This window comes from Arthrobacter sp. 05T423 (genome assembly GCF_056396245.1).
The window spans coordinates 1-17,598 of the sequence record NZ_JBFTLC010000030.1 but is presented as its reverse complement, the minus strand read 5'-3'; the positions used below and the strand labels follow the sequence as shown (position 1 = coordinate 17,598).

Below are 17,598 nucleotides of genomic sequence, written 5' to 3'. Positions count from 1 at the left end.
TGGAATGAACACGGCCGTACCGGCGTCCGGCGCCGCCCTGGCCTACTCCGGCCTGAACCTGGGCGCTGACCTGCTGACCGCGCTCGGCGTCCTGCTGATCGGCGTTGCCCTGGTGGCCCTGGCCCGCCGCAACAGCGCCACCCGGCCATAGGCCAGGCCGGAATGTTACGGGGTCCGGCGGGCCGCCAGCGCGGTCTTGAAGGCGGCCGCGGAGGCGTCGCTGCTGTTGATACGCCAGTCGGTTTCTTTCTGCATATGGAACCAGACGAAACCCGTGACATCCGGCTGGGCGGCGAGGTAGGACACCAGATCGGTGATCCAGGCGGGTTTGGACCCTCCCGCTTCGCTCGAGGACGTCTCGGCGATCAGAATTGGGCGACCGGGGGCAAGGGCCCGCAGCTGGGCGATGCCGGGGGCGAACAGGTCCTGCGGAGAGATCCAACCGCTCCACGACGCGGACGTGCCCCAGTTGTACCCGTCCAAGGCGACGATATCCACGTAGCCGGTGCCGGGGAACAGTCCGGCCAGGTCAGTGGAGCCGTAGTAGGGAACGTTCGGGCTCCACACCCAGGAGACGTTGGTCGCGCCGGTGGCAGTGACGATATCGTGCACGTGGTGCCAGGCGCGGACGTAGTCCCCGGGCTGGTTGCCGTTGACGCCTTCGGCCCACGGGTACCAGTTGCCGTTCATCTCGTGGGCGAACCTGAGCTGCACCGGGTACCCCCAGGCGGCCAGCGCCTGGCCCCACTGGGTGATCCGGGCGTCGAAGTCCCCGGCGGTGATCCTGTTCAGGGCGTAGGCGGGCTGGTCCAGTCCGCCGCCCCACGCCCAGGGCTCCCACGTGACCAGGGGCACGGCGCCGCGGGCCCGGACGGCGTTCATCTCGGCGATCGGGGGTGCCTGCAGGAAATCCTCGTAGAACAGCACACTGGAGGGGCTCTCACCGGCCAGCCGGGAGACGTCGTCCAGTTCCCCGCTGGCGAGCGGTCCGCCGGCTGTCGCGACGCCGAAGCGGAGGGCTGCCGTGCTGACTGGCGGGAGCGCCGGCGCCGGGGGAGTCACCGTGAACACCGAGGATGCCTGGACCGAGGACGTCTTGGCCGTCACCGTCACCTTGCCGGTGGCGGCGGCGGGAATCGTGATCGAGGCGGTGAACGTGCCGGCCGCTGCGGTCCGGAACGAAAACGTGGTCGATCCTGCGATGACGGTACCCGACGTCGAGGCTTTAAAGCCGGAGCCGCTCACGGTCACGGCCGACCCGGCCGTTCCGGTGGACGGGCTGAGGGATATCGTGGCCGCGGTGGCAGCCTGGACAGGCTGGACTCCGGCCAGGGTCACGCCCAGGCCCACGGCGAGAGCAGCAACGAAAACCTTTACAAACTTGAACACGGCGATCGGTCCCCGCAATCGTCAAGGCTGCCGGTAAAGCAGCCAGTCAGTTCGCATGCCAGCTGGCACTTCCCTGATCCTAAGGGCAGTCGGCATGGATTGATCAAGATCTGCTCAAGTTTTTTTGCCGCCCGCGCCAGCACCGGAAGCCGGGCACCGGGCGGTCTTCCGGCGGCTGGCCGGGCCGACGCGAAGACGGGTAACGAATGAGTCATTCACCGAGCACACGGCAGCCTCTGGTCGACCACGCCGTCCTGGCACGCCTCCGCAGCGACCTGCAGCCTGATCCCGGGGCCTGCGACAGCTTCATCCGCAATTACATCCGCCTCTTACCTCACCGGCTCGACAACCTCAGCCGGGCCGCGGAATCCATGGACGCGGACGCGGCCATGGACGCTGTCCTCAGCCTGAAGACCTCCAGCATGATGGTCGGAGCCTCCCGTCTTGGAGTTCTTGCCGGGGACCTGGAACAGCGGCTGCGGATGTCCCCGACCGGGCCCGGGCCGGATCCTGCCCCGTGGACGTCGATGTTCCTGACGCATCTGGACGGCATCCGGGATGCCACCGCCGTGACAACCGCGAGACTCGCATCGCTGACGTCCCGCTGTACCCGCAGCCAAGGGTGAGCGCCGCACCTGTTGACACACCCAACACCACGGCCAGCCTCTGAAATCGTCCGGACCTGCCGGCGGAGCAACACCACGGCCCAGGCAGCAGCGTCCCGAAGACCACACCCATGGTCTTGTCGAAAAAGTTCTGCCGACACGGCCCCGGTGTGGATACGCTGTAGGTGGGCCGGATGTTTCCCCTGCTCAACAAGACCCCTTCCGAGCTTTGGGTCCGGAGGGGTTTTTGTTGGCCCCGGGTTGAGCGCTCCGGCAATAGACTGTGGAGCACCAACAACGGGGGGAAACACTTTTGGGTTCACGGGGGCTGGTCCTGGTCATCGAAGACGACCGGGACATTCAGGGTCTGCTGACGCTGATCCTGACGAGGATGGGCTTTGACGTGCACGCCGTCGGCAACGGCGCGGACGGGGTTGCCGCAGCCTGGGAAGACGACCCGGTCCTGATCACCATGGACCTCAGCCTGCCGGACATTGACGGCCTGGAGGTGGCCCGGTATATCAGGTCCCGGTCGGAGGTGCCCATGCTCTTCATCACCGCCCGGGCCGAACCGGATGACGAACTGGCCGGGCTCGCCTCCGGCGCCACGGCGTACGTGACCAAGCCTTTCCGGCCCCGCCAGCTCACCGACACCATCAACGTGCTCTGCCCCGCCGGTGCCTTGACCGCCCACCGCCGCGTACCCCCACGCACCTGACGCACCGTCCCGGAAAAACGTGTCTGGGTACCGTTGCGCATCTGCGGACCCCCACTGCCCCTCACAGTGGCTGGGGGCCGCGTCTGGGGGATGGGGTTACAGGGTTCTCCGTGTTTTCCGCAGGACACACCTGCCACGCTGGAGCATCTGGCCCGGCCCGGACGCCGCGAATCGGGTGAGCCAGGCCACCGGTCCCGGCGGAAGCACCCCCCAGTAGCCGCCGGGACCGGCGGCACCCTCCACGTTCGGCGGGGAAACAAGCGCCGCGCGCCGGTGAATGTGGTGATCCTGCGCGAATAGTGTTGATTTTCTGCATGAAATCTTGAGCTGTTACCGGCAGCGTGGCAGGCAGCACAAACACGACCGGTGACCTTCGACATGCCAACACCGCTGCGGCGGGGGTGCAGGGGGCACCACCTGAGCATGGATTGAGGACAACCACACATGAGCACGTTCAGCCGGGTTCCGGGGGGCAGAACCGCGCTGATCGCCTTCGCCGCGACAGTGGTGCTGGGCACCGGCGGGGTCGCCGCCCATGCCCTTTGGCAGCAGTCATCCACCGCCACCATGACTGTTGCGGCGGCCGGCAGCTGGCCCGGGCCAGCGATCACTAGCCTCTCGTGCGTCAACAATGCCAGCAAGAAACAGGCAACGCTGCAGCTCCGGCTTCCGCAAGCCGCGTCCGTGACCTACTCCGCTCCGGGCAACGCGACCCCAACAACCTACACGTGGGGCACCGTCGCGGCCGGAACGCCCGGCGGAAGCCTGACCCTGGACGAGAACTCCGCCATCATCCAGGACAACCCCACGGGATCCGTGACCGTGAAGGTCACAGCGACTTACAACGACCAAACAGACGCATCGGCACAGTTGGTCCTTGCCGTGGAATCGAACGGAAAAGTTGGCTGCCCGTAGCGCCGCCCGCGCGTGGCGGAAGCGCCCGCGGGTCGGCGGGGTACATGATGAGCGCGGTGCGGTCGCCGTCCTGGTCGCTTTGATGATGGTAGTGCTCCTCGGTTTCGCCGCCATCGCCGTAGACCTGGCCATGCTGCAGGCCGAACAGGCCGAACTCCAGAACGGCGCCGACGCCGCAGCCCTGGGCATCGCGCAGAACTGCGCGACCGGGAACTGCGGCAACATCGCCGCCTCGGCCGCGGCCCTGGCGTCGGCCAACACCCGCGACGGGTACGCCACCGCGACAGGAACGGTGGCCGGGAACACGGTCACCGTCCAAACCGGGACACTGAACAAGGACGGCACAACCAAGGTCAACTACTTCTTCGCCCCGGCACTCGGCATCACCGACGGGAGCGGCTCCGCCCGGGCCTCGGCGCAGTGGGGCAGCCCGGGCGCCGGCCCGGCAGTGCTCCCGCTGACATTCTCGATGTGCCAGTTCGACGCCGGCCTGACGGGCATCCCGCGCCTGATCCAGTACAACACCGGCCCGTCCTGCGTCGGCCCGACCGGTCATGCCATCCCAGGCGGCTTCGGCTGGCTCAAAACAGCCAACGGACAGTGCTCCGTGAATGTCAGCACCGCGAACGCCCAAACGTTCAGCGACACCGGCAACTCGTTCCCCGCCCAATGCGAGACCGCGCTGCAGGGCATGAAGAACCAGGTCATCCTCATCCCGGTCTTCGACGATGCCGGTTCAACCGGAACCAACGGCTGGTACCGAATCTATGGCTTCGCTGCCTTCAAAATCACCGGCTGGAAGTTCGCCGGCGCCGGATCGTCAACCCTGAACTGGAACAACACCGGCACCCCCTCCTGCACCGGCAACTGCCGCGGCATCATCGGCTCCTTCCAACAATTCGTCACCCTCGACGCCGCATACTCCTCTGGCGGAGCAAACGTCGGCGCCAAAACCATCAAACTCACGCAATAAGCCGCTCAGCGGACACACTCCCACTCGACGCACGAACCCCGTGCCCGGACGTGCTTTCGCAGGAGGTGACCGGGACCAGACCAATCGACGGCGGGCTGTGGGCCGGCAGGGGCAGACGTAGTCCAGGACCAGGCAGGTGACGATCTCGAGCTGGTGGTTTCCCCTATCTGCCAGCAGGCTCGCCCAGCCCGCCGCCGGTCCCGACACCGGCCGCAAAGCCAGCGTGTCCGGTCAGGACCCGGGCGTGCAGTCCTTCGGCTCCGGAGCGAAATGGAACCAGTGGGGGAGTCCTGCTGTGTAGGCCTTGGTGATGGCCGGGGTTGCCGCGGATCGCCAGTCCACTACGGCCTTGACCTCGACCTCGTTCTTGTTCCATTCGAACCAGTTGATCATTTTCAGTTGGGGGTAATCCTTCGGGATCCGTGCGTCGAACAGTTGCCGCCACCAGGCCTGTTTGATGGCCAGTTCCGTGGCGCCCTTGTGGCTGGGGACGCTGAGGGCGGCGGTTTCCGGGATCGCGACCGGCTTGTTGTGTTTCTTGCCGTACTCGGCGTAGAAGTCGGGGACGGCGAGGTCGTTGCCGCCGGCGCCGTTGTAGGTCCGGTCAGCTGCTGCAGGAACTTGCCGGGCTCGGGAACGACGTTGGCGCCCCAGGGGTGAGTGTTGCCCCAGTGGTACAGCGACATCCCCACCCAGTCCACGGCGTCGTCGCCCGGGTAATACGGGGCGTAGGGGTCGTCCGCCCCGGTCACCTCACCGTTCCTGTCGGTGTCCAGGGCCGTGTACGCCCCCGTTCCGGCCACCGCCTGGTGTGCGCCGCCGGTGAAGGGGTAGCCGCCGCCGTAGTTCGGAGCCCACATGGTGGCGCTGCCGGGCGCGAGCCGGTGGACGGAACCGGCCACCCGCCGGAACGCTGCCTTGTACTCGGCAGGCTGCTGGCCCCATTCGTACCAGGAACCGTTCATCTCGTGGGCGAACCTGACGATCACCGGAACCCCGGCCTTGTTGAACCGGTCCAGCGTGCCGGCCAGTTTGTCCGTCACCGCCTGCGTCACAGCGGCCAGTCCCTTCCTAGGCTCCAGCGTCAGCAGCAGGATTCCGCCGTCGGCCCGTACCTGTTGGTACGCGGCCTCGAGGTTGGTCTCGTCGGCGGCCGTGAACGGGAACTGCGTGAAGCTGACCACCACGGCGGGACGGCGGCCCAGGCCGTCGCTGTACTCCTGCAGCGTTTCCTGTTCCCAGTCCAGATTCACTCCAGACAGAATGCCCGATGCCGGTGCCAGCTCAGTCCCGCGGGTCACCGTGCACTGGGATGCGGCAGGGGTCGAAGGCTGCTCTCCGGAGGGCGGGGCCGGCGAGCACCCGGCCAACAGGGCCGATACGGCCCCTACTGTTACTGTCATCCATCCCCAGCTGATGCTCACCCACACCAATCTATGCCACCGCTTTTCCATGCCACCGCCTCGATGCGGCATTGCGGGTGAGCTCCTGTGGCATTGGACCGGTGGACGTGCGGGTGGGGCCGGGCGGGTTGTTCCGGATGCCCGTGCGGAGTAGCGGAGGGGCCGCCGAGCAGTGGATTCGACAACATGCAGGTCAGAGACGACCTGCGCCGGCTCCAGGAACTTATCGCATCAGGGAACACAGCAGACCGCTAGCCAAACCGGCGTAAGGGTCGATGACGGAGGGACCGGAGACGGCGCTGGCACGGACAGGTCCGGCTTTTCCCAACTTCTGGTTGTCAGAGTCGGGTTGTCCCGCTCGTGGTGGCTGCGCACCCTGTAGCGGGCGATTGGGCAGGGCCCGGCACCGTACCCCAGGTGGTGCCGGGTCCGACTTGCGCATCCACGTAGCCGGAAGGGCACGAAACAGATATCGGCGGCGAGCGGCCGTCCCGGGAGACCGGCTGGCCGGGCCCGTGCCATCCCCCCAGGAAGCGTTCGGCCCGGCTGCCAACCTCACAACTGGCGCAGTGCCGGCCCCCGCCACGGATCAGGTCGGCAGAACAGCACGACGGGCCGCGCCGGCATACTCTGTGGGTGTCATCCGGTACCCGTAGCCGGGCACGGTTTCGATCCAGCGCCGGATCCTGGCCGTGTCGCCCAGTTTCCGGCGCAGCTTGCCGACGGCGTCCCGCACCGTAGCGTCTTCGCGTGCGCCGGGCAGGCGTGACGGATCGGGCCGGCCAGTGATGAGGACAGCCAAGTCCGGTTTGGTGAGTACCGTCCGGCCGTTTTGCATCAACGCATGGAGCAGATCAAATTCGAGCCTGGTCAGGTGGACCGGGTTCCCGTGGAGGGCGGTCGTCCTGGTCTGGACGGTCAGTTCCAGTCCGTTGTGCTCCAGCACCGTCCATACCGGGTTCTCTTCGCCGGGTGCTCCGGGTGTGCCGATTGTTGGTGGCCGGCGCATCAAGGCCTCGATCCGGTGCCGCAGCTCGCGTGGGCGGAAGGGTTTGGTGACGTAGTCGTCGGCGCCGGCCCCGAGCCCGGTCAACAGGTCGGCTTCTTCTGTGCGGGCGGTGAGCAGCAGGATGCGTGTGTCGCTGAATTCCCGGATCTGCCGGGCCACTTCAAAACCGTCGATGTCCGGCAGTCCGATGTCCAGCAGCACTATGTCCGGCCGGTACCGCAGCACCGCCTGGGCCCCCTCATGGCCTGAACCGGCCGCGTGGACCCCGAATCCGGACTCCCGGCAGATCAGCCTGATGACGTTGCTGGTGTCAGGGTCGTCTTCGACTACTATTGCTGTCCTTGGCAGCACCCTCAACCCCCGTTCCGTCAGGTGTCCACCCTGTTTTCGGCTGCGTTCAGCACGCTAACACCCCGCCGGGCGCGGGCAGGCAAGGTTACGTTCAAGTCTTGATTGAATCTTGACGGTATGCGCCATGGGTTCTTGATTTCGGCCCGGCAATGTACTTCGTGTCAGCCACAAAGGCTGAAAAGTTCACGGCCGGCCCGAGGGGGGCGGGCCTCCCGAAAGGAACGAAGACATGGGCATCAGCATGAAGACCACCTCCGGCAAGATCCTCGCTTCCGTCGCGCTGGTCGGCACCGCCGCAGCCGTGGCCGGCATGGGAACCTACGGCGCGTTCACCTCCACCACCTCCGCCAGCCAGGTCACCACCGCCGGGACCACCGTGATCGCGCTGGGCTCCGGCGCCGCGAACACCCTGAACGTCCCGGTCGCCGGCCTGCTGCCCGGCGACAAGGTCGAGAAACTGGTCACCCTGTCCAACACCGGTAACTCGGACCTGAACAACATCACCCTGAGCACCTCCGCCGGCGCCACCGCATCGCTGCTGACCACGGATCTGACCAACGGGCTGCAGCTGACCATCGAAAACTGCTCCACCGCCTGGACCGGGACCGCCGCCCCCTACACCTGCCCGGCCGGCAGCACCAAGACCACCGTCCTGGCCAGCACGCCGATCATCGGCGCGAACACGGCCCTGGCCAACCTCACCGCAGTGACCTCGGGCAAGACTGACAACCTGAAAGTCACCACGTCCTTTCCGTCAACGGCACCGAACACCTTCCAGGGGCTGTCCTCCACCATCGGGTTCGACTTCACCGGCACCCAGCGCACCGGAACCACCAAATAATCCCAACGGCCTGCCCGGCGGTCCTCCGCCACCACACTTTCGATAAGGGACACGACGATCATGAGCAGCACCCTGGACCTGGCACCCGCAGCCCCGACGGCCGCCCCCGTCCTGGGCACGCCGGCCGCGGCCGTTTCCCGCCGGGGCCGGTTCAAGCGGGCGGCCCAGCGGTCCCTGAAGGTCCTCAGTACCGCGATGATCGTCCTGGCCGTCGCTGCGTTTGCGCTGCTGGCCATCGGCCCCCGGCTGCTCGGCTACCAGACCTCCACCATGCTCACCGGATCCATGGCGCCGCTGATCAACCCCGGAGACGTTGTCGTCACCGTCCCGGTCCCGGTCAACGACATCCGGGTCGGGGACATCATCACCTACCACATCCCGGTCGAGGACCAGCGCGTCGAAACCCACCGGATCACCGAGATCACCGCCACCGCAACCGGGCAGACGGCTGTCCAGACCAAGGGCGACGCGAACAACGGCAAAGACCCTTGGGTTGCCACGCTCTCCGGCCAGACCGTTGACCGGCACGTCATGACCATCCCGTACCTCGGGACCGCGATCCGCACCCTGCGCGAACCCGCCGTCAGGAACACCTTGATGTACGGAGCGCCGGCCCTCCTGGTCCTGGGCCTGCTCGCCTCCATCTGGCGCAAGAACCCCGACACCGCCGACACCGCCGACAGCGCAGCAGCCGCTGCCAGCGCCGAAGGAGCCACGGGTGCCTGAGGCGGCAGCGGAATTGCCCCTTCTCGAGCTGCAATGGATGCAGGAGCTGGCCCTGGAGATGGACGACCCTGCTCCAGCGTTGACATTCCTGGCCGGGTACCTGGCGATGCTCCCTGCCCGGCTCGAACGGATCATCCTGGAACTGCAGGCCGAAGACACCGAGGCGAGCCTGGACGCCCTGGTCAGCCTCCGGGTCACCTCGTCCATGGCCGGGGCCCGGGAAGCCGCAGCACAGTGCGAACACATTGAGACCCTCGTCTGCGAGGCCAGGTTCGGTTCTGCGCTCGACGCAGCGGACAACCTGAACCGGCATCTCAGCAGATTCATCAAGGCTGCACCGGATCTCCTGGCCGAAACACGGACCGCCCTGGATCCCGCGCGATCCTGACCGGGTACGTTCCGCCCGGCCAGCGAGGAATCTTGATCAAGTCTTGAGCCTTTGCGGCACGAAGACTGATCCACGCGGGGGAGAGTGGGAAAGGCATCAAGACCAGCATGGAGGGGGCATGAGTCACGTGGCGCTGCGCATCAGCATGAGGAGGACCCTCGCTGCTGCCATTCTCCTGCTGCTGGCGCTGGCCGGAGCCCCGGCCGCCGCGGTTGCCGCGTTCACCGGCACCGGCAGCGCTGCACCCCGCTACAGTGCCGCGTCCCTGCCTGCGCCGTCGGCTGCAGCCACCAACGTCACCTTCGTCTGTCTCCGCCATGGCAACGACATCACCGCCACCATCACGGTAGTCGCGTACGGCACGGTCCCCCAAGCCAATTACCACCAGATCACGATCACTCCTCCCACCGGCGCGGTCGTCACGGGGGACCTCAGCCAGCTCACCGGGCGGACGTTCGCGTACGCTTTTAGCCGAAAAGACTCCGGCCCCGTTGAGTGGACCTACGAGATCCAGGGCCAATACAAGGTCCCCGGCACCACCAATGTCTGGTCCGGAACCCCGCTCGCCGGAACCCTGACCTGCAACTGAGAGATAGCCACTTATTCAAGGCACATGAACGATCAGTCTCGGAGCCATGGCCGTGGCTGCCGGGAGCCGTAAGGGGCTGTGCTCCAGCTGTCCCGAAAATCTACAGCTTTTCAAGACATCACTCCAGGACGCGAATGAACCGGCCGGATAGGCGGAAACCCGGGCCGACGCACGTCTCGAAAACGCGTCCCACCATACATCGTCTCGCCGAAGGCGCATCAGGGACTTTTCGAGTCAGAATGGCTTGGTGAGGCAACTTGGTTACACGCGCGTCAGCACTACCAGTCAGGATGCCCAGTTGCAGCTTGACGCGCTGGTCGCCGTCGGCGTTCAGAAGCGCGACGTCTTCGCTGACGTGACTTCGGGCAGCAAGACTGCGATCGAGCGGCCCGGAATGAAGAGGCTCCTGGACTACGCCGAGGAGGGCGACACCGTTGTTGTGTGGCGGGTCGACCGGTTGGGCCGGTCCCTGATCGACGTGCTGAACACCGTGGCCCTTCTGCGCGACCGCGGCATCCATGTCCGATCCATCTCAGATGGGATCGACCCGGCGACCTCCACAGGCCGGCTGATGCTGAATATGCTCGCAACCCTTGCCGAGTATGAGCGCGAGCTCATCGTCGAGCGGGTCAATGCCGGCATCTCCGCAGCACGACAGAACGGCACACGCTTTGGCCGGCCGGTGTCCGACCCGGCCGTCATCGCAGACAAACTCGCAATCGTCCAGGACGCCCGTGCGAAGGGGCGGACCGCAGAAGACGCCGCCCGTCTCGTCGGCTGGAGTCGGGCAACGCTCTACCGCCATCAGCAAAACCGCTAACTTACCGTGAGGGTGGTGGGTTGCTCCAGGACACGAGCCACTAACCGCGGGCTGTCTAGTCGACCATCATTGAGGTAGCTAGCGCCGCTCAGTCCGTTCCGATGAGCAGCAACTCATCCTCGACGGTAACCAGCTCCGCGATCTTGGCAGCAACGACTGCCATCGAATCCTCCGCCGTGTCCAACCCGTTTCGGGAGCCCAGCAAAGGACTCACTGACCGAAGCTCGTCATAGGTAGTCCCGTGCACAATGGGGATCAGCAGGTCGCGGGCAAGTAGTGCCGAAAGCTCCTTGTCAGAGACCCCGCGGCTGTCGATGCGCTTCAGCAACGAAGGCGTGACCAGAACAAGGCCCGTACGCGACTTCGCCAGGCCTCTGTCGATCTCTCGGAGGAACGGTTCGCCAAGCGCGATGTCCCTCTCGCTGAACCAGACCGAGACCCCCTCGGACTCAACCAAGTCGTGCAGTTCCGTGGCAGCACCGCGTCGGTCATCCCATGCGTGGCACAGAAAGACATCCCGCAGATCGGGCAGGGCCGATCTCAATTCGACGGTACGGCGAATAGGTGTCAAGGCCCGCACTTCAGCAGGCGTGTAGCTGACGGTTGAGGTACTTGGCGACCACTTCGGCCGAGTCCTTGCGCGGGCAGATCCAGCTCCGCTGCTCGAGCTACCCCCTCTGCCGCTGCGCGGCGAGGAGCTCGGCGGCGTGTAGTAGGACCTAGACGAGTACCCATAACCTCTGCCCCCGCATGCAGGGCAGGCAGCCCTCGCAGCTGCTGATCTGTGGCCACGACGTGGGGCTGTGCACATGCTCATGAGCGGATCGTATCAGCGTGCACTGACATCCTGATTTCGCCATCGGGACTGCCGCCGCGAAACACGGGACACACTTTGACCGGCCGGCGCCAGACCCGGTCGTCATCGCGTACAAACTGCGCGATCGCCTAGGGCGCCCGCGCCAAGGGGCGCACCGCCGAGGACGGCGCGCGTCTCGTTGGCTGGAGCCGTGCAACGTCTACCGCCACCAGCAAGCCCGTGCTGCAGGCGAGAGCACCGCAACGTAGCCCGGAATCCATGCGCTGTCTGAAGACTCCGGTTTCCGGCCTCGCTTAGCTAGCGCCCAGGTCTACTGCACGGACCTCGCTTCGCTCGGGCTGTAGAAGCGTTTTTCTGTTTTTGCTGCTGTCCTCCGGATCGTACGTGCCCGCTCCACCGGTTCAACCGTCCTGCGGACGGCTGCGCAGCCGATGCGTTGTGTCGGCGCTTCGCTTATTTCCTCCCACAACCCATCGTCTGCTTGCCCTTCGGGTTGTCCCGGCTCCGTCGGGCACAGCTACGCGCTGCTCCGCCAGCAGGCAAAAACAACCGGGGGAGAGGGGACGCTGGCCGGTCACCAAAGCCGCCCCATCCACCGGATCCTCAGCAAAGGACCAGAGAAACCATGAATGATCGCATTGCACGCGCAGCCTTGACCCGACTCTTCGAACCCGGCGACCGTGTCGGTCGGGCCCTGGTGGGCAGGCTCGGCGCGTACGCCGCGTTGAGGCTTGCCACCGGTGCGCAGCCCGTCCACGCCATTCCGGAGGCCACGGTCGAAGAACTGTCAGAGGCGTTGAAGCGCTGGGCTCCGCGGGTTCCGGAGGTCGACGCGGAGAAGGACCTGGCCACCATCGAACGCCTGGGCGGCGGCTTCCTCATCCCGGGGGATGAACACTGGCCGGAAGGCTTGGACGATCTGCCCGACGCCCCGTACGGGCTTTGGTACCGGGGCAACATCGACAACGGCATCCCGGCACCTTCCCGATGCGTGGCCCTGACCGGATCCCGTGACTCCACCAGCTACGGCGCCTCGGTTACAGGGGATATGGCATACGGGTTGGCCCAACGTGGAATCTGCGTGATCTCAGGGCTGGCCTACGGCATCGATGCGCACGCGCACCGGGCCGCGTTGGCCGGAAGCCAGGGAGAAGGACCGGCGACCCTTGCGGTACTGGCCGGAGGCCTTGACCGGGACTACCCGTCCGGTAACGCTGACCTCGCGGCCGCGATCCGTGCCAACGGCCTGACGCTCTCCGAGCTCCCGCCCGGTTCCGCCCCGACCCGGCACAGGTTCCTGCAGAGAAACCGCATCATCGCCGCCCTCGCCGGAGTGACCTGTGTCGTGGAAGCCCGCTGGCGCTCAGGGGTGCTGAACACCGCCCACCACGCCGAAACCATTGCCCGGCACGTCGCGGCCGTCCCCGGGAGCGTGCACAGCGCCAACTCGGCAGGATGCCACCGGCTTCTGAAGGAAGGCGCGGCGGTGCTGGTGTCCGATGCGGCCGAACTGGCCGAACTCCTCGCAGACTAGTCCCTTCAGGTGGCCGTCCCGTTGCCGGGGCGGTCACCGGTGGCGGTCCGCCGTCGTGGCCGGCCTGCGCTGTGGGTCGGCGGCGGCGGACCGCCATTCGCACACTCAGTGCCGGCGACCCGGGGCGTGCGGCCGCCGATGCCAGGGACGCCGAGAGAAGACCCGGGGTGCTGATAGTGGGGTTCGCAGGGCTCACCAGGAAAAGGGCGTCCGCTGGCGCGGCCGGCTGTGGGTCCAGTGCCGGCTCCGCAGGGCTCCGCCGCCCCTGGCCCTGTTCTGTCTACGACGATGCTCCTATAGTCGTCAAATTGCTGTTGATCGTGCTTTTTAGTGGTTGGCTCGCTCAGCTGGTGCGGACGGTGGGAGGCAGGGGTTGGCTGCGTCGTAGGTGGGCGGCCGTTATTGCCAGCCAGGTCCAAGCGAGGACTACGGCTGCTGTGAAGCTAAGAACGATGACGGCTGACGTTGACCCGCTGGCAATGCCGACGAAGGCGGCGAGAAAGAGGATTCCGGTAGCAAGGGAGAATGCTCCGAGCCTCCGGTTTTCGGATGTGTAGAACCGGCGGGCCATAACGCAGCAGGCAGCGATGAAGGCGGCAAAGCCAATCCCTGCGGTAACGAAGTGAAGAAACCCGTGGAGGGACCCGGAGGTAGGGGGTCCGGGAGGTGCGCCTTGAGGGAATCCGTTCATGGGATCGGCGGTGAAAATCCCCGCACCCACTAATCCGGCACCGTAGATTCCGACGAGAACCGGCCCCCAGGTGGCTCCTCGTCCGGGGTTGAGTGCGCGACGGAATCCGACGGCGGTCAGGAGGGTTAGGGCGCCGGTGAGGATCAGGTTTGTGGTTTGTATCCAGCCTAGGTCGCCGTTGGCTAGGACGCTGAGGTCGTTATGTGCCGCGTCGAAGCCCGGGCGAAGAAACGCCTGGGCATAGCTGACCAGAAGGTATAGGGGGCCGGCGGTGATGCCACAGGCCAGCAATACCCGCGTGGCAGAGGAGGCGGGCGGGCGTCGTTGGGATCCCTGATGTTCGGTCTGATAGCTGATTTTGGGCATGGTCTATTCCGGTCTGTGGGCGAAATGAATTTGGTGAGAGTGGTCAACGGGTCAGTTGGTGAAGAACCCGCGGAGTTCGGCTGCCATTGCTGCGTCTGAGACTTGGTGTGTTTGGCCCTCGAGGGTGCGGTGAAGGGCCTGGGGGATCGCGGCGGCTGTTGTTGCTTGAGCTGAGGTCAGGACCGGGGCGGCTTTTCCACCGACCATGACAAGGGTCGGCACCGTGATTTTGGCGAACCGGCCGGTGGGTGCGGTGAAGTTGTTGGTAACGGCAATTTCATTGGGGAGGGTGTTGGCGGCGTCCTTTTGGCTCTTCCAGATCTTTGGCATGAGCCGCAGCATGAGGGGCACAAATGCAGGGACGCCGATCATCTTGACCAAGAAGTAGGAGACCATCGCGCCGCGCTTGTTTTGGGCGAGCAGTGAGTTCAGGTGCCCGGCGTGGTCGACGGGCGTTCCGTCGACGTTCCCGATTCCCGTGTAGGGGGCCTCGTAGGTGGCGAGCTTGCGCATCGGGATACCCGCCGCTGCTGCTTCGAGGGCGAGGGCCGCACCGGAGGAGATGCCATAGACGTAGGGGTCTCCGCCCGCATGGGTGATGACGGCGGCTAGGTCTTCGATTTCGCGTTCCACGGAGTAGGGCCGTGTATCACCGCTGTCGCCGCGGCCGCGACGGTCGTAGAAGTACACGGTGAAGGAGTCGGCCAGCGTGGTGGCCAGGGCCCGCGCCGGGCCGAAGGACCGGCCGCAGAAGGCGCCGTCAACCAGGACCAGGGAGGGGCCGGAGCCGATGTGTTCGACGGAGATGGGGGTTCCGTCCGCTGAGGTGATCTGGGTGACCTGGCTTTGGGCGGCGCTGGTTTTCATGCTGTGGGCCTTTCGAGGAGGGTGTCGAGTTTGGTGAAGGACAGTATCCATCCGGCGTGGGTCATGTCCCGGATCTCGTCGGTGAACGGGCCTTGATGGAGGGTCATGCGCGTCCGGTCGCCGTGATCGTGGAACTGAAGCCGCAGCACGACGTCGTCCACGGGCCCAGCCTCGGTCAGCGCTGTCAGTTGAATCTCGAGGGATTCCGGTGCCTGAAAGGCGGTGATGCGCCCCCGGATGGGGTGGCCGGCCCCGGTAGCGTTGTCGACCATGGTCAACTCCCACCGGCCCTGCTCCACGAGCTCCACGATGATGCTGTCCACGGGTACGTGAACTCCTTCAGGCCCGAACCATGAGGCGAGGAGTTGGGGTTCGGTCCAGAACCGCCAGACCGTGTCCCTGGGGGCGGCGAAAGAGCGGGAAATGAAAACATCGTGTTCTGTGACTTCCTGCTGGCGCCCCTCAGACATCTCGGCCCTTTCCCGTAGGTGGGGTGTCGCGCTGAAACGAGGCCAGCGCGCCGTCGAGTTTGTCGAAGGACTCACCCCAAAACTTCTTGTACCGCTCCATGTACTCGCTCGCTTCCTTAAGCCGGTCGGGCTCCAGATGACTGAACCGGGCAGTCGCTACCCGGTTCCGGGAGATCAGGCCAGCATTTTCCAATACCTTCAAATGCCTCGAAATCGCCGGTTGGCTGATCCTGAAAGGCGCCGCGAGGTCGGACACCTGCGCGTCACCGTCAGCGAGCCGCTGCAGAATAGCCCGCCGAGTCGGATCGGCCAACGCCGCGAACACTGCACTCAATTCATCAACCATCAAAACCATAACCTTGTCGTTATATAACTTTGTGGTTTTAGAGTAAGTCTGGTTTGAGTAAAGCGTCAAGCCTTGAGTCTCAGCTAACGGCGCCCGGTAACGCATTTGTCCTTGCTGCAGCTGTCGTCGGAGGTGTGCGGCGTGGCATTTCGGCCTGGTCGATGAGCCATTTCCGGTAGGCGCCGGCCAGGGCATCGTTGCGGATATGTCCGCGTTCCAGACGCGAAATGATGGAAACCCATTGACCAAGTTCGCCGGCGACGGTCGTTAAGGTCATGCCGAGGTCTGTCCGCCTGCGGCGGAGGTCGGAGTTGTCGGGTGCGGGCCGGGGATTGGTGATCTGACGGTAGATTTCTCTGGCTGCGTAGCGTTTGAGGCAGCGCATGATTTCGCGTTTGCTCTTTCCCTCGGACGTGCGTTTAGCCACGTACTCCTTGGTCCGTTGGCACGAGCCCATGCGCACTAGAACAACCTGGTGCAAGGCATTATTGGCGCTGCGGTCGCCGCCCCTGCTGAGCCGGTGGCGGGTTGTCTTGCCCGATGAGGCTGGCACCGGGGCGACGCCGACGAGCGAAGCGAACTGGGCCTCGTTCCCCAGACGGTCCGGATTGTCCCCGAAGGTGATCAACAACTGGCTGGCCACTTCGGTCCCGACTCCTGGGAGATCACAAAGCATCGGAGCATAGCTGTCCAGGATTTCCTTGAGTGCAGCGTCAGCAGCCGCGATTTCCGTTCCCAGCGCTTGGCATCGGGCTGCCAACGCCTTGAGCGTCAGCAGAGTCACGTACTCGGGGTCAGCCATATGCCCGGAAGGTCTCGTGCGCTGCAGGGCAGGAATCAGCGCTGAGGTGGCCAGCGCCCGGTATTTCGCCCGGATCTTGTCCGGGGCTGAAACGAGGAGCGCCTTGATCTGGTTGATGGCCGCAGTGCGGGCCTTGATGGCTGATGCGCGCCCGGAACGTACGATCCGCAGGCATTCGACGGGGCCGTCTTTGGCCTTAGGGATCGCCTTGGTCCGCCCCTCGAGCACGGACTTGGCGGCCTGGTAGGCATCCAACGGGTCTGACTTCCCTTTGAGACGACGGGCGGCCCGGTTCGGGCGGTTTACCTCCAGCACGGTGAGCCCTTCACCCCGAAGGGTTCGGGCGAGTTCGGCACCGTAGGAGCCTGTTCCTTCGACCCCGACGGCTACGACTGTGCCGTAGGAAGTGATGAAGTCGATGATTTTCCGGTATCCGGATCCCACGGCCAGGAATTCCCTGTCTGCAAGGGGTTTGCCGTGTTCGTTGATCACGGCTACGTGGTGTGTGTCGGCGTGGGTGTCGATACCCGCGATGACTTTTGTTGGTTCGCTTGCCAAGATGGAAATTGCCCCTCAGTCGAGTTCAATACTGATCGGGGCGCGGGCCAGGTGGGCAGACAAAACGGTAATGGGACTGGTCGTATCAGGCTCCTATGAGGTCATGTCCGCCTGGCTCGACACCCCTTTTAACGGACCTTGAGCCGGCGGACAGATCGTCGGAAAGACAGTGCCGCCTGGTACGTCAGTTTTTGGCTGGGTCACGCCGGCTCAAGGACTGTTCCAGTATTACCGTTTTGGCTGCTGTCCTTCGGATTGTACGTGTCCGCTACGGCCGGTCGAGCCCCTCCTTCGTCGGGGCCTGCGGTTCAGTAAATGTCCCTGCGGCGCTCCTTCGTCGCTGATTTCCTCCGGGAATTTCCCGCCCCTTGCCCTGCGGGTAGACAGGCCTCCGTCGGCCACAGCTCCGCAAGCTTCGCC

Annotated in this window: 21 protein-coding genes; 11 read left to right on the top strand and 10 right to left on the bottom strand. The window is 65.4% G+C overall.

From position 1 onward, the window contains the following. The first annotated feature begins 4 nt into the window (after positions 1 to 4). Positions 5 to 151: a hypothetical protein gene (locus tag AC1DFE_RS18710; RefSeq protein WP_476907365.1), complete on the top strand. Its 147-nt coding sequence runs from the start codon at positions 5 to 7 to the stop codon at positions 149 to 151. A 14-nt stretch (positions 152 to 165) separates the two neighbouring features. Here the strand turns inward: AC1DFE_RS18710 and AC1DFE_RS18705 are convergent, their stop codons facing one another. Beyond that, the gene (locus tag AC1DFE_RS18705) at positions 166 to 1,389 is read right to left on the bottom strand and encodes a glycosyl hydrolase (protein ID WP_476907364.1); all 1,224 of its coding nucleotides are present in this window, start codon (positions 1,387 to 1,389) and stop codon (positions 166 to 168) included. Positions 1,390 to 1,595: 206 nt separating this feature from the next. Between AC1DFE_RS18705 and AC1DFE_RS18700 the strand changes: the two genes are divergently transcribed. The 4 genes from AC1DFE_RS18700 (at position 1,596) to AC1DFE_RS18685 (ending at position 4,600) form a co-directional block, all read left to right on the top strand. Beyond that, positions 1,596 to 2,015, top strand: a complete 420-nt coding sequence (locus tag AC1DFE_RS18700) for an Hpt domain-containing protein (protein ID WP_476907363.1) — start codon at positions 1,596 to 1,598, stop codon at positions 2,013 to 2,015. 292 nt (positions 2,016 to 2,307) lie between these two features. Next, a complete protein-coding gene (locus AC1DFE_RS18695) occupies positions 2,308 to 2,712 on the top strand; it encodes a response regulator transcription factor (protein WP_476907362.1) in 405 nt (134 codons plus the stop codon). A 444-nt stretch (positions 2,713 to 3,156) separates the two neighbouring features. Beyond that, the gene (locus tag AC1DFE_RS18690) at positions 3,157 to 3,627 is read left to right on the top strand and encodes a hypothetical protein (protein WP_476907361.1); all 471 of its coding nucleotides are present in this window, start codon (positions 3,157 to 3,159) and stop codon (positions 3,625 to 3,627) included. Beyond that, complete coding sequence (locus tag AC1DFE_RS18685) at positions 3,614 to 4,600, top strand: pilus assembly protein TadG-related protein (RefSeq protein ID WP_476907360.1); 987 nt, start codon at positions 3,614 to 3,616, stop codon at positions 4,598 to 4,600. Before AC1DFE_RS18690 ends, AC1DFE_RS18685 begins: the two co-directional genes overlap by 14 nt. Before the next feature lie 231 nt (positions 4,601 to 4,831). Here the strand turns inward: AC1DFE_RS18685 and AC1DFE_RS18680 are convergent, their stop codons facing one another. From AC1DFE_RS18680 to AC1DFE_RS18670, 3 genes are all read right to left on the bottom strand, one after another. Further along, a complete protein-coding gene (locus AC1DFE_RS18680; RefSeq protein WP_476907359.1) occupies positions 4,832 to 4,993 on the bottom strand; it encodes a hypothetical protein in 162 nt (53 codons plus the stop codon). Between the two features lie 2 nt (positions 4,994 to 4,995). After that, the gene (locus tag AC1DFE_RS18675) at positions 4,996 to 6,003 is read right to left on the bottom strand and encodes a glycosyl hydrolase (protein WP_476907358.1); all 1,008 of its coding nucleotides are present in this window, start codon (positions 6,001 to 6,003) and stop codon (positions 4,996 to 4,998) included. A 589-nt stretch (positions 6,004 to 6,592) separates the two neighbouring features. Further along, complete coding sequence (locus AC1DFE_RS18670) at positions 6,593 to 7,363, bottom strand: response regulator transcription factor (protein ID WP_476907409.1); 771 nt, start codon at positions 7,361 to 7,363, stop codon at positions 6,593 to 6,595. A 229-nt stretch (positions 7,364 to 7,592) separates the two neighbouring features. Between AC1DFE_RS18670 and AC1DFE_RS18665 the strand changes: the two genes are divergently transcribed. From AC1DFE_RS18665 to AC1DFE_RS18645, 5 genes are all read left to right on the top strand, one after another. Next, positions 7,593 to 8,204, top strand: a complete 612-nt coding sequence (locus AC1DFE_RS18665) for a TasA family protein (protein ID WP_476907357.1) — start codon at positions 7,593 to 7,595, stop codon at positions 8,202 to 8,204. A gap of 60 nt (positions 8,205 to 8,264) precedes the next feature. Beyond that, entirely contained in the window at positions 8,265 to 8,930 is a 666-nt protein-coding gene (locus AC1DFE_RS18660) for a signal peptidase I (RefSeq protein ID WP_476907356.1), read from the top strand. Continuing rightward, complete coding sequence (locus tag AC1DFE_RS18655; RefSeq protein ID WP_476907355.1) at positions 8,923 to 9,318, top strand: Hpt domain-containing protein; 396 nt, start codon at positions 8,923 to 8,925, stop codon at positions 9,316 to 9,318. Before AC1DFE_RS18660 ends, AC1DFE_RS18655 begins: the two co-directional genes overlap by 8 nt. Positions 9,319 to 9,436: 118 nt before the next feature. After that, complete coding sequence (locus tag AC1DFE_RS18650; protein ID WP_476907354.1) at positions 9,437 to 9,907, top strand: SipW-dependent-type signal peptide-containing protein; 471 nt, start codon at positions 9,437 to 9,439, stop codon at positions 9,905 to 9,907. Between the two features lie 247 nt (positions 9,908 to 10,154). Further along, positions 10,155 to 10,727 carry a recombinase family protein gene (locus AC1DFE_RS18645; RefSeq protein WP_476907353.1) on the top strand — a complete coding sequence of 191 codons (573 nt, stop codon included), beginning with the start codon at positions 10,155 to 10,157 and terminating at the stop codon, positions 10,725 to 10,727. An 88-nt stretch (positions 10,728 to 10,815) separates the two neighbouring features. Here AC1DFE_RS18645 and AC1DFE_RS18640 read toward each other — a convergent pair whose 3' ends face one another. Next, positions 10,816 to 11,538, bottom strand: coding sequence for a toll/interleukin-1 receptor domain-containing protein (locus tag AC1DFE_RS18640; protein WP_476907408.1), 723 nt, complete (start codon positions 11,536 to 11,538; stop codon positions 10,816 to 10,818). A 631-nt stretch (positions 11,539 to 12,169) separates the two neighbouring features. On the opposite strand from AC1DFE_RS18640, the gene dprA reads away from it, so the two are divergent. Continuing rightward, on the top strand, positions 12,170 to 13,078 hold the full coding sequence (gene dprA / locus AC1DFE_RS18635; protein ID WP_476907352.1) for a DNA-processing protein DprA: 909 nt from the start codon (positions 12,170 to 12,172) through the stop codon (positions 13,076 to 13,078). 343 nt (positions 13,079 to 13,421) lie between these two features. On the opposite strand, the gene AC1DFE_RS18630 is transcribed toward dprA, so the two are convergent. From AC1DFE_RS18630 to AC1DFE_RS18610, 5 genes are all read right to left on the bottom strand, one after another. Further along, positions 13,422 to 14,135: a DUF998 domain-containing protein gene (locus tag AC1DFE_RS18630; RefSeq protein WP_284987855.1), complete on the bottom strand. Its 714-nt coding sequence runs from the start codon at positions 14,133 to 14,135 to the stop codon at positions 13,422 to 13,424. Positions 14,136 to 14,186: 51 nt separating this feature from the next. Further along, positions 14,187 to 15,002, bottom strand: coding sequence for an alpha/beta fold hydrolase (locus AC1DFE_RS18625; protein WP_476907351.1), 816 nt, complete (start codon positions 15,000 to 15,002; stop codon positions 14,187 to 14,189). Further along, entirely contained in the window at positions 14,999 to 15,472 is a 474-nt protein-coding gene (locus AC1DFE_RS18620) for an SRPBCC family protein (RefSeq protein WP_284987857.1), read from the bottom strand. The genes AC1DFE_RS18625 and AC1DFE_RS18620 overlap by 4 nt, the downstream gene beginning before the upstream one ends. Continuing rightward, on the bottom strand, positions 15,465 to 15,818 hold the full coding sequence (locus AC1DFE_RS18615) for an ArsR/SmtB family transcription factor (RefSeq protein ID WP_476874431.1): 354 nt from the start codon (positions 15,816 to 15,818) through the stop codon (positions 15,465 to 15,467). The genes AC1DFE_RS18620 and AC1DFE_RS18615 overlap by 8 nt, the downstream gene beginning before the upstream one ends. 79 nt (positions 15,819 to 15,897) lie before the next feature. Beyond that, entirely contained in the window at positions 15,898 to 17,178 is a 1,281-nt protein-coding gene (locus tag AC1DFE_RS18610; RefSeq protein WP_476907350.1) for an IS110 family RNA-guided transposase, read from the bottom strand. Between the last annotated feature and the right edge of the window lie 420 nt (positions 17,179 to 17,598).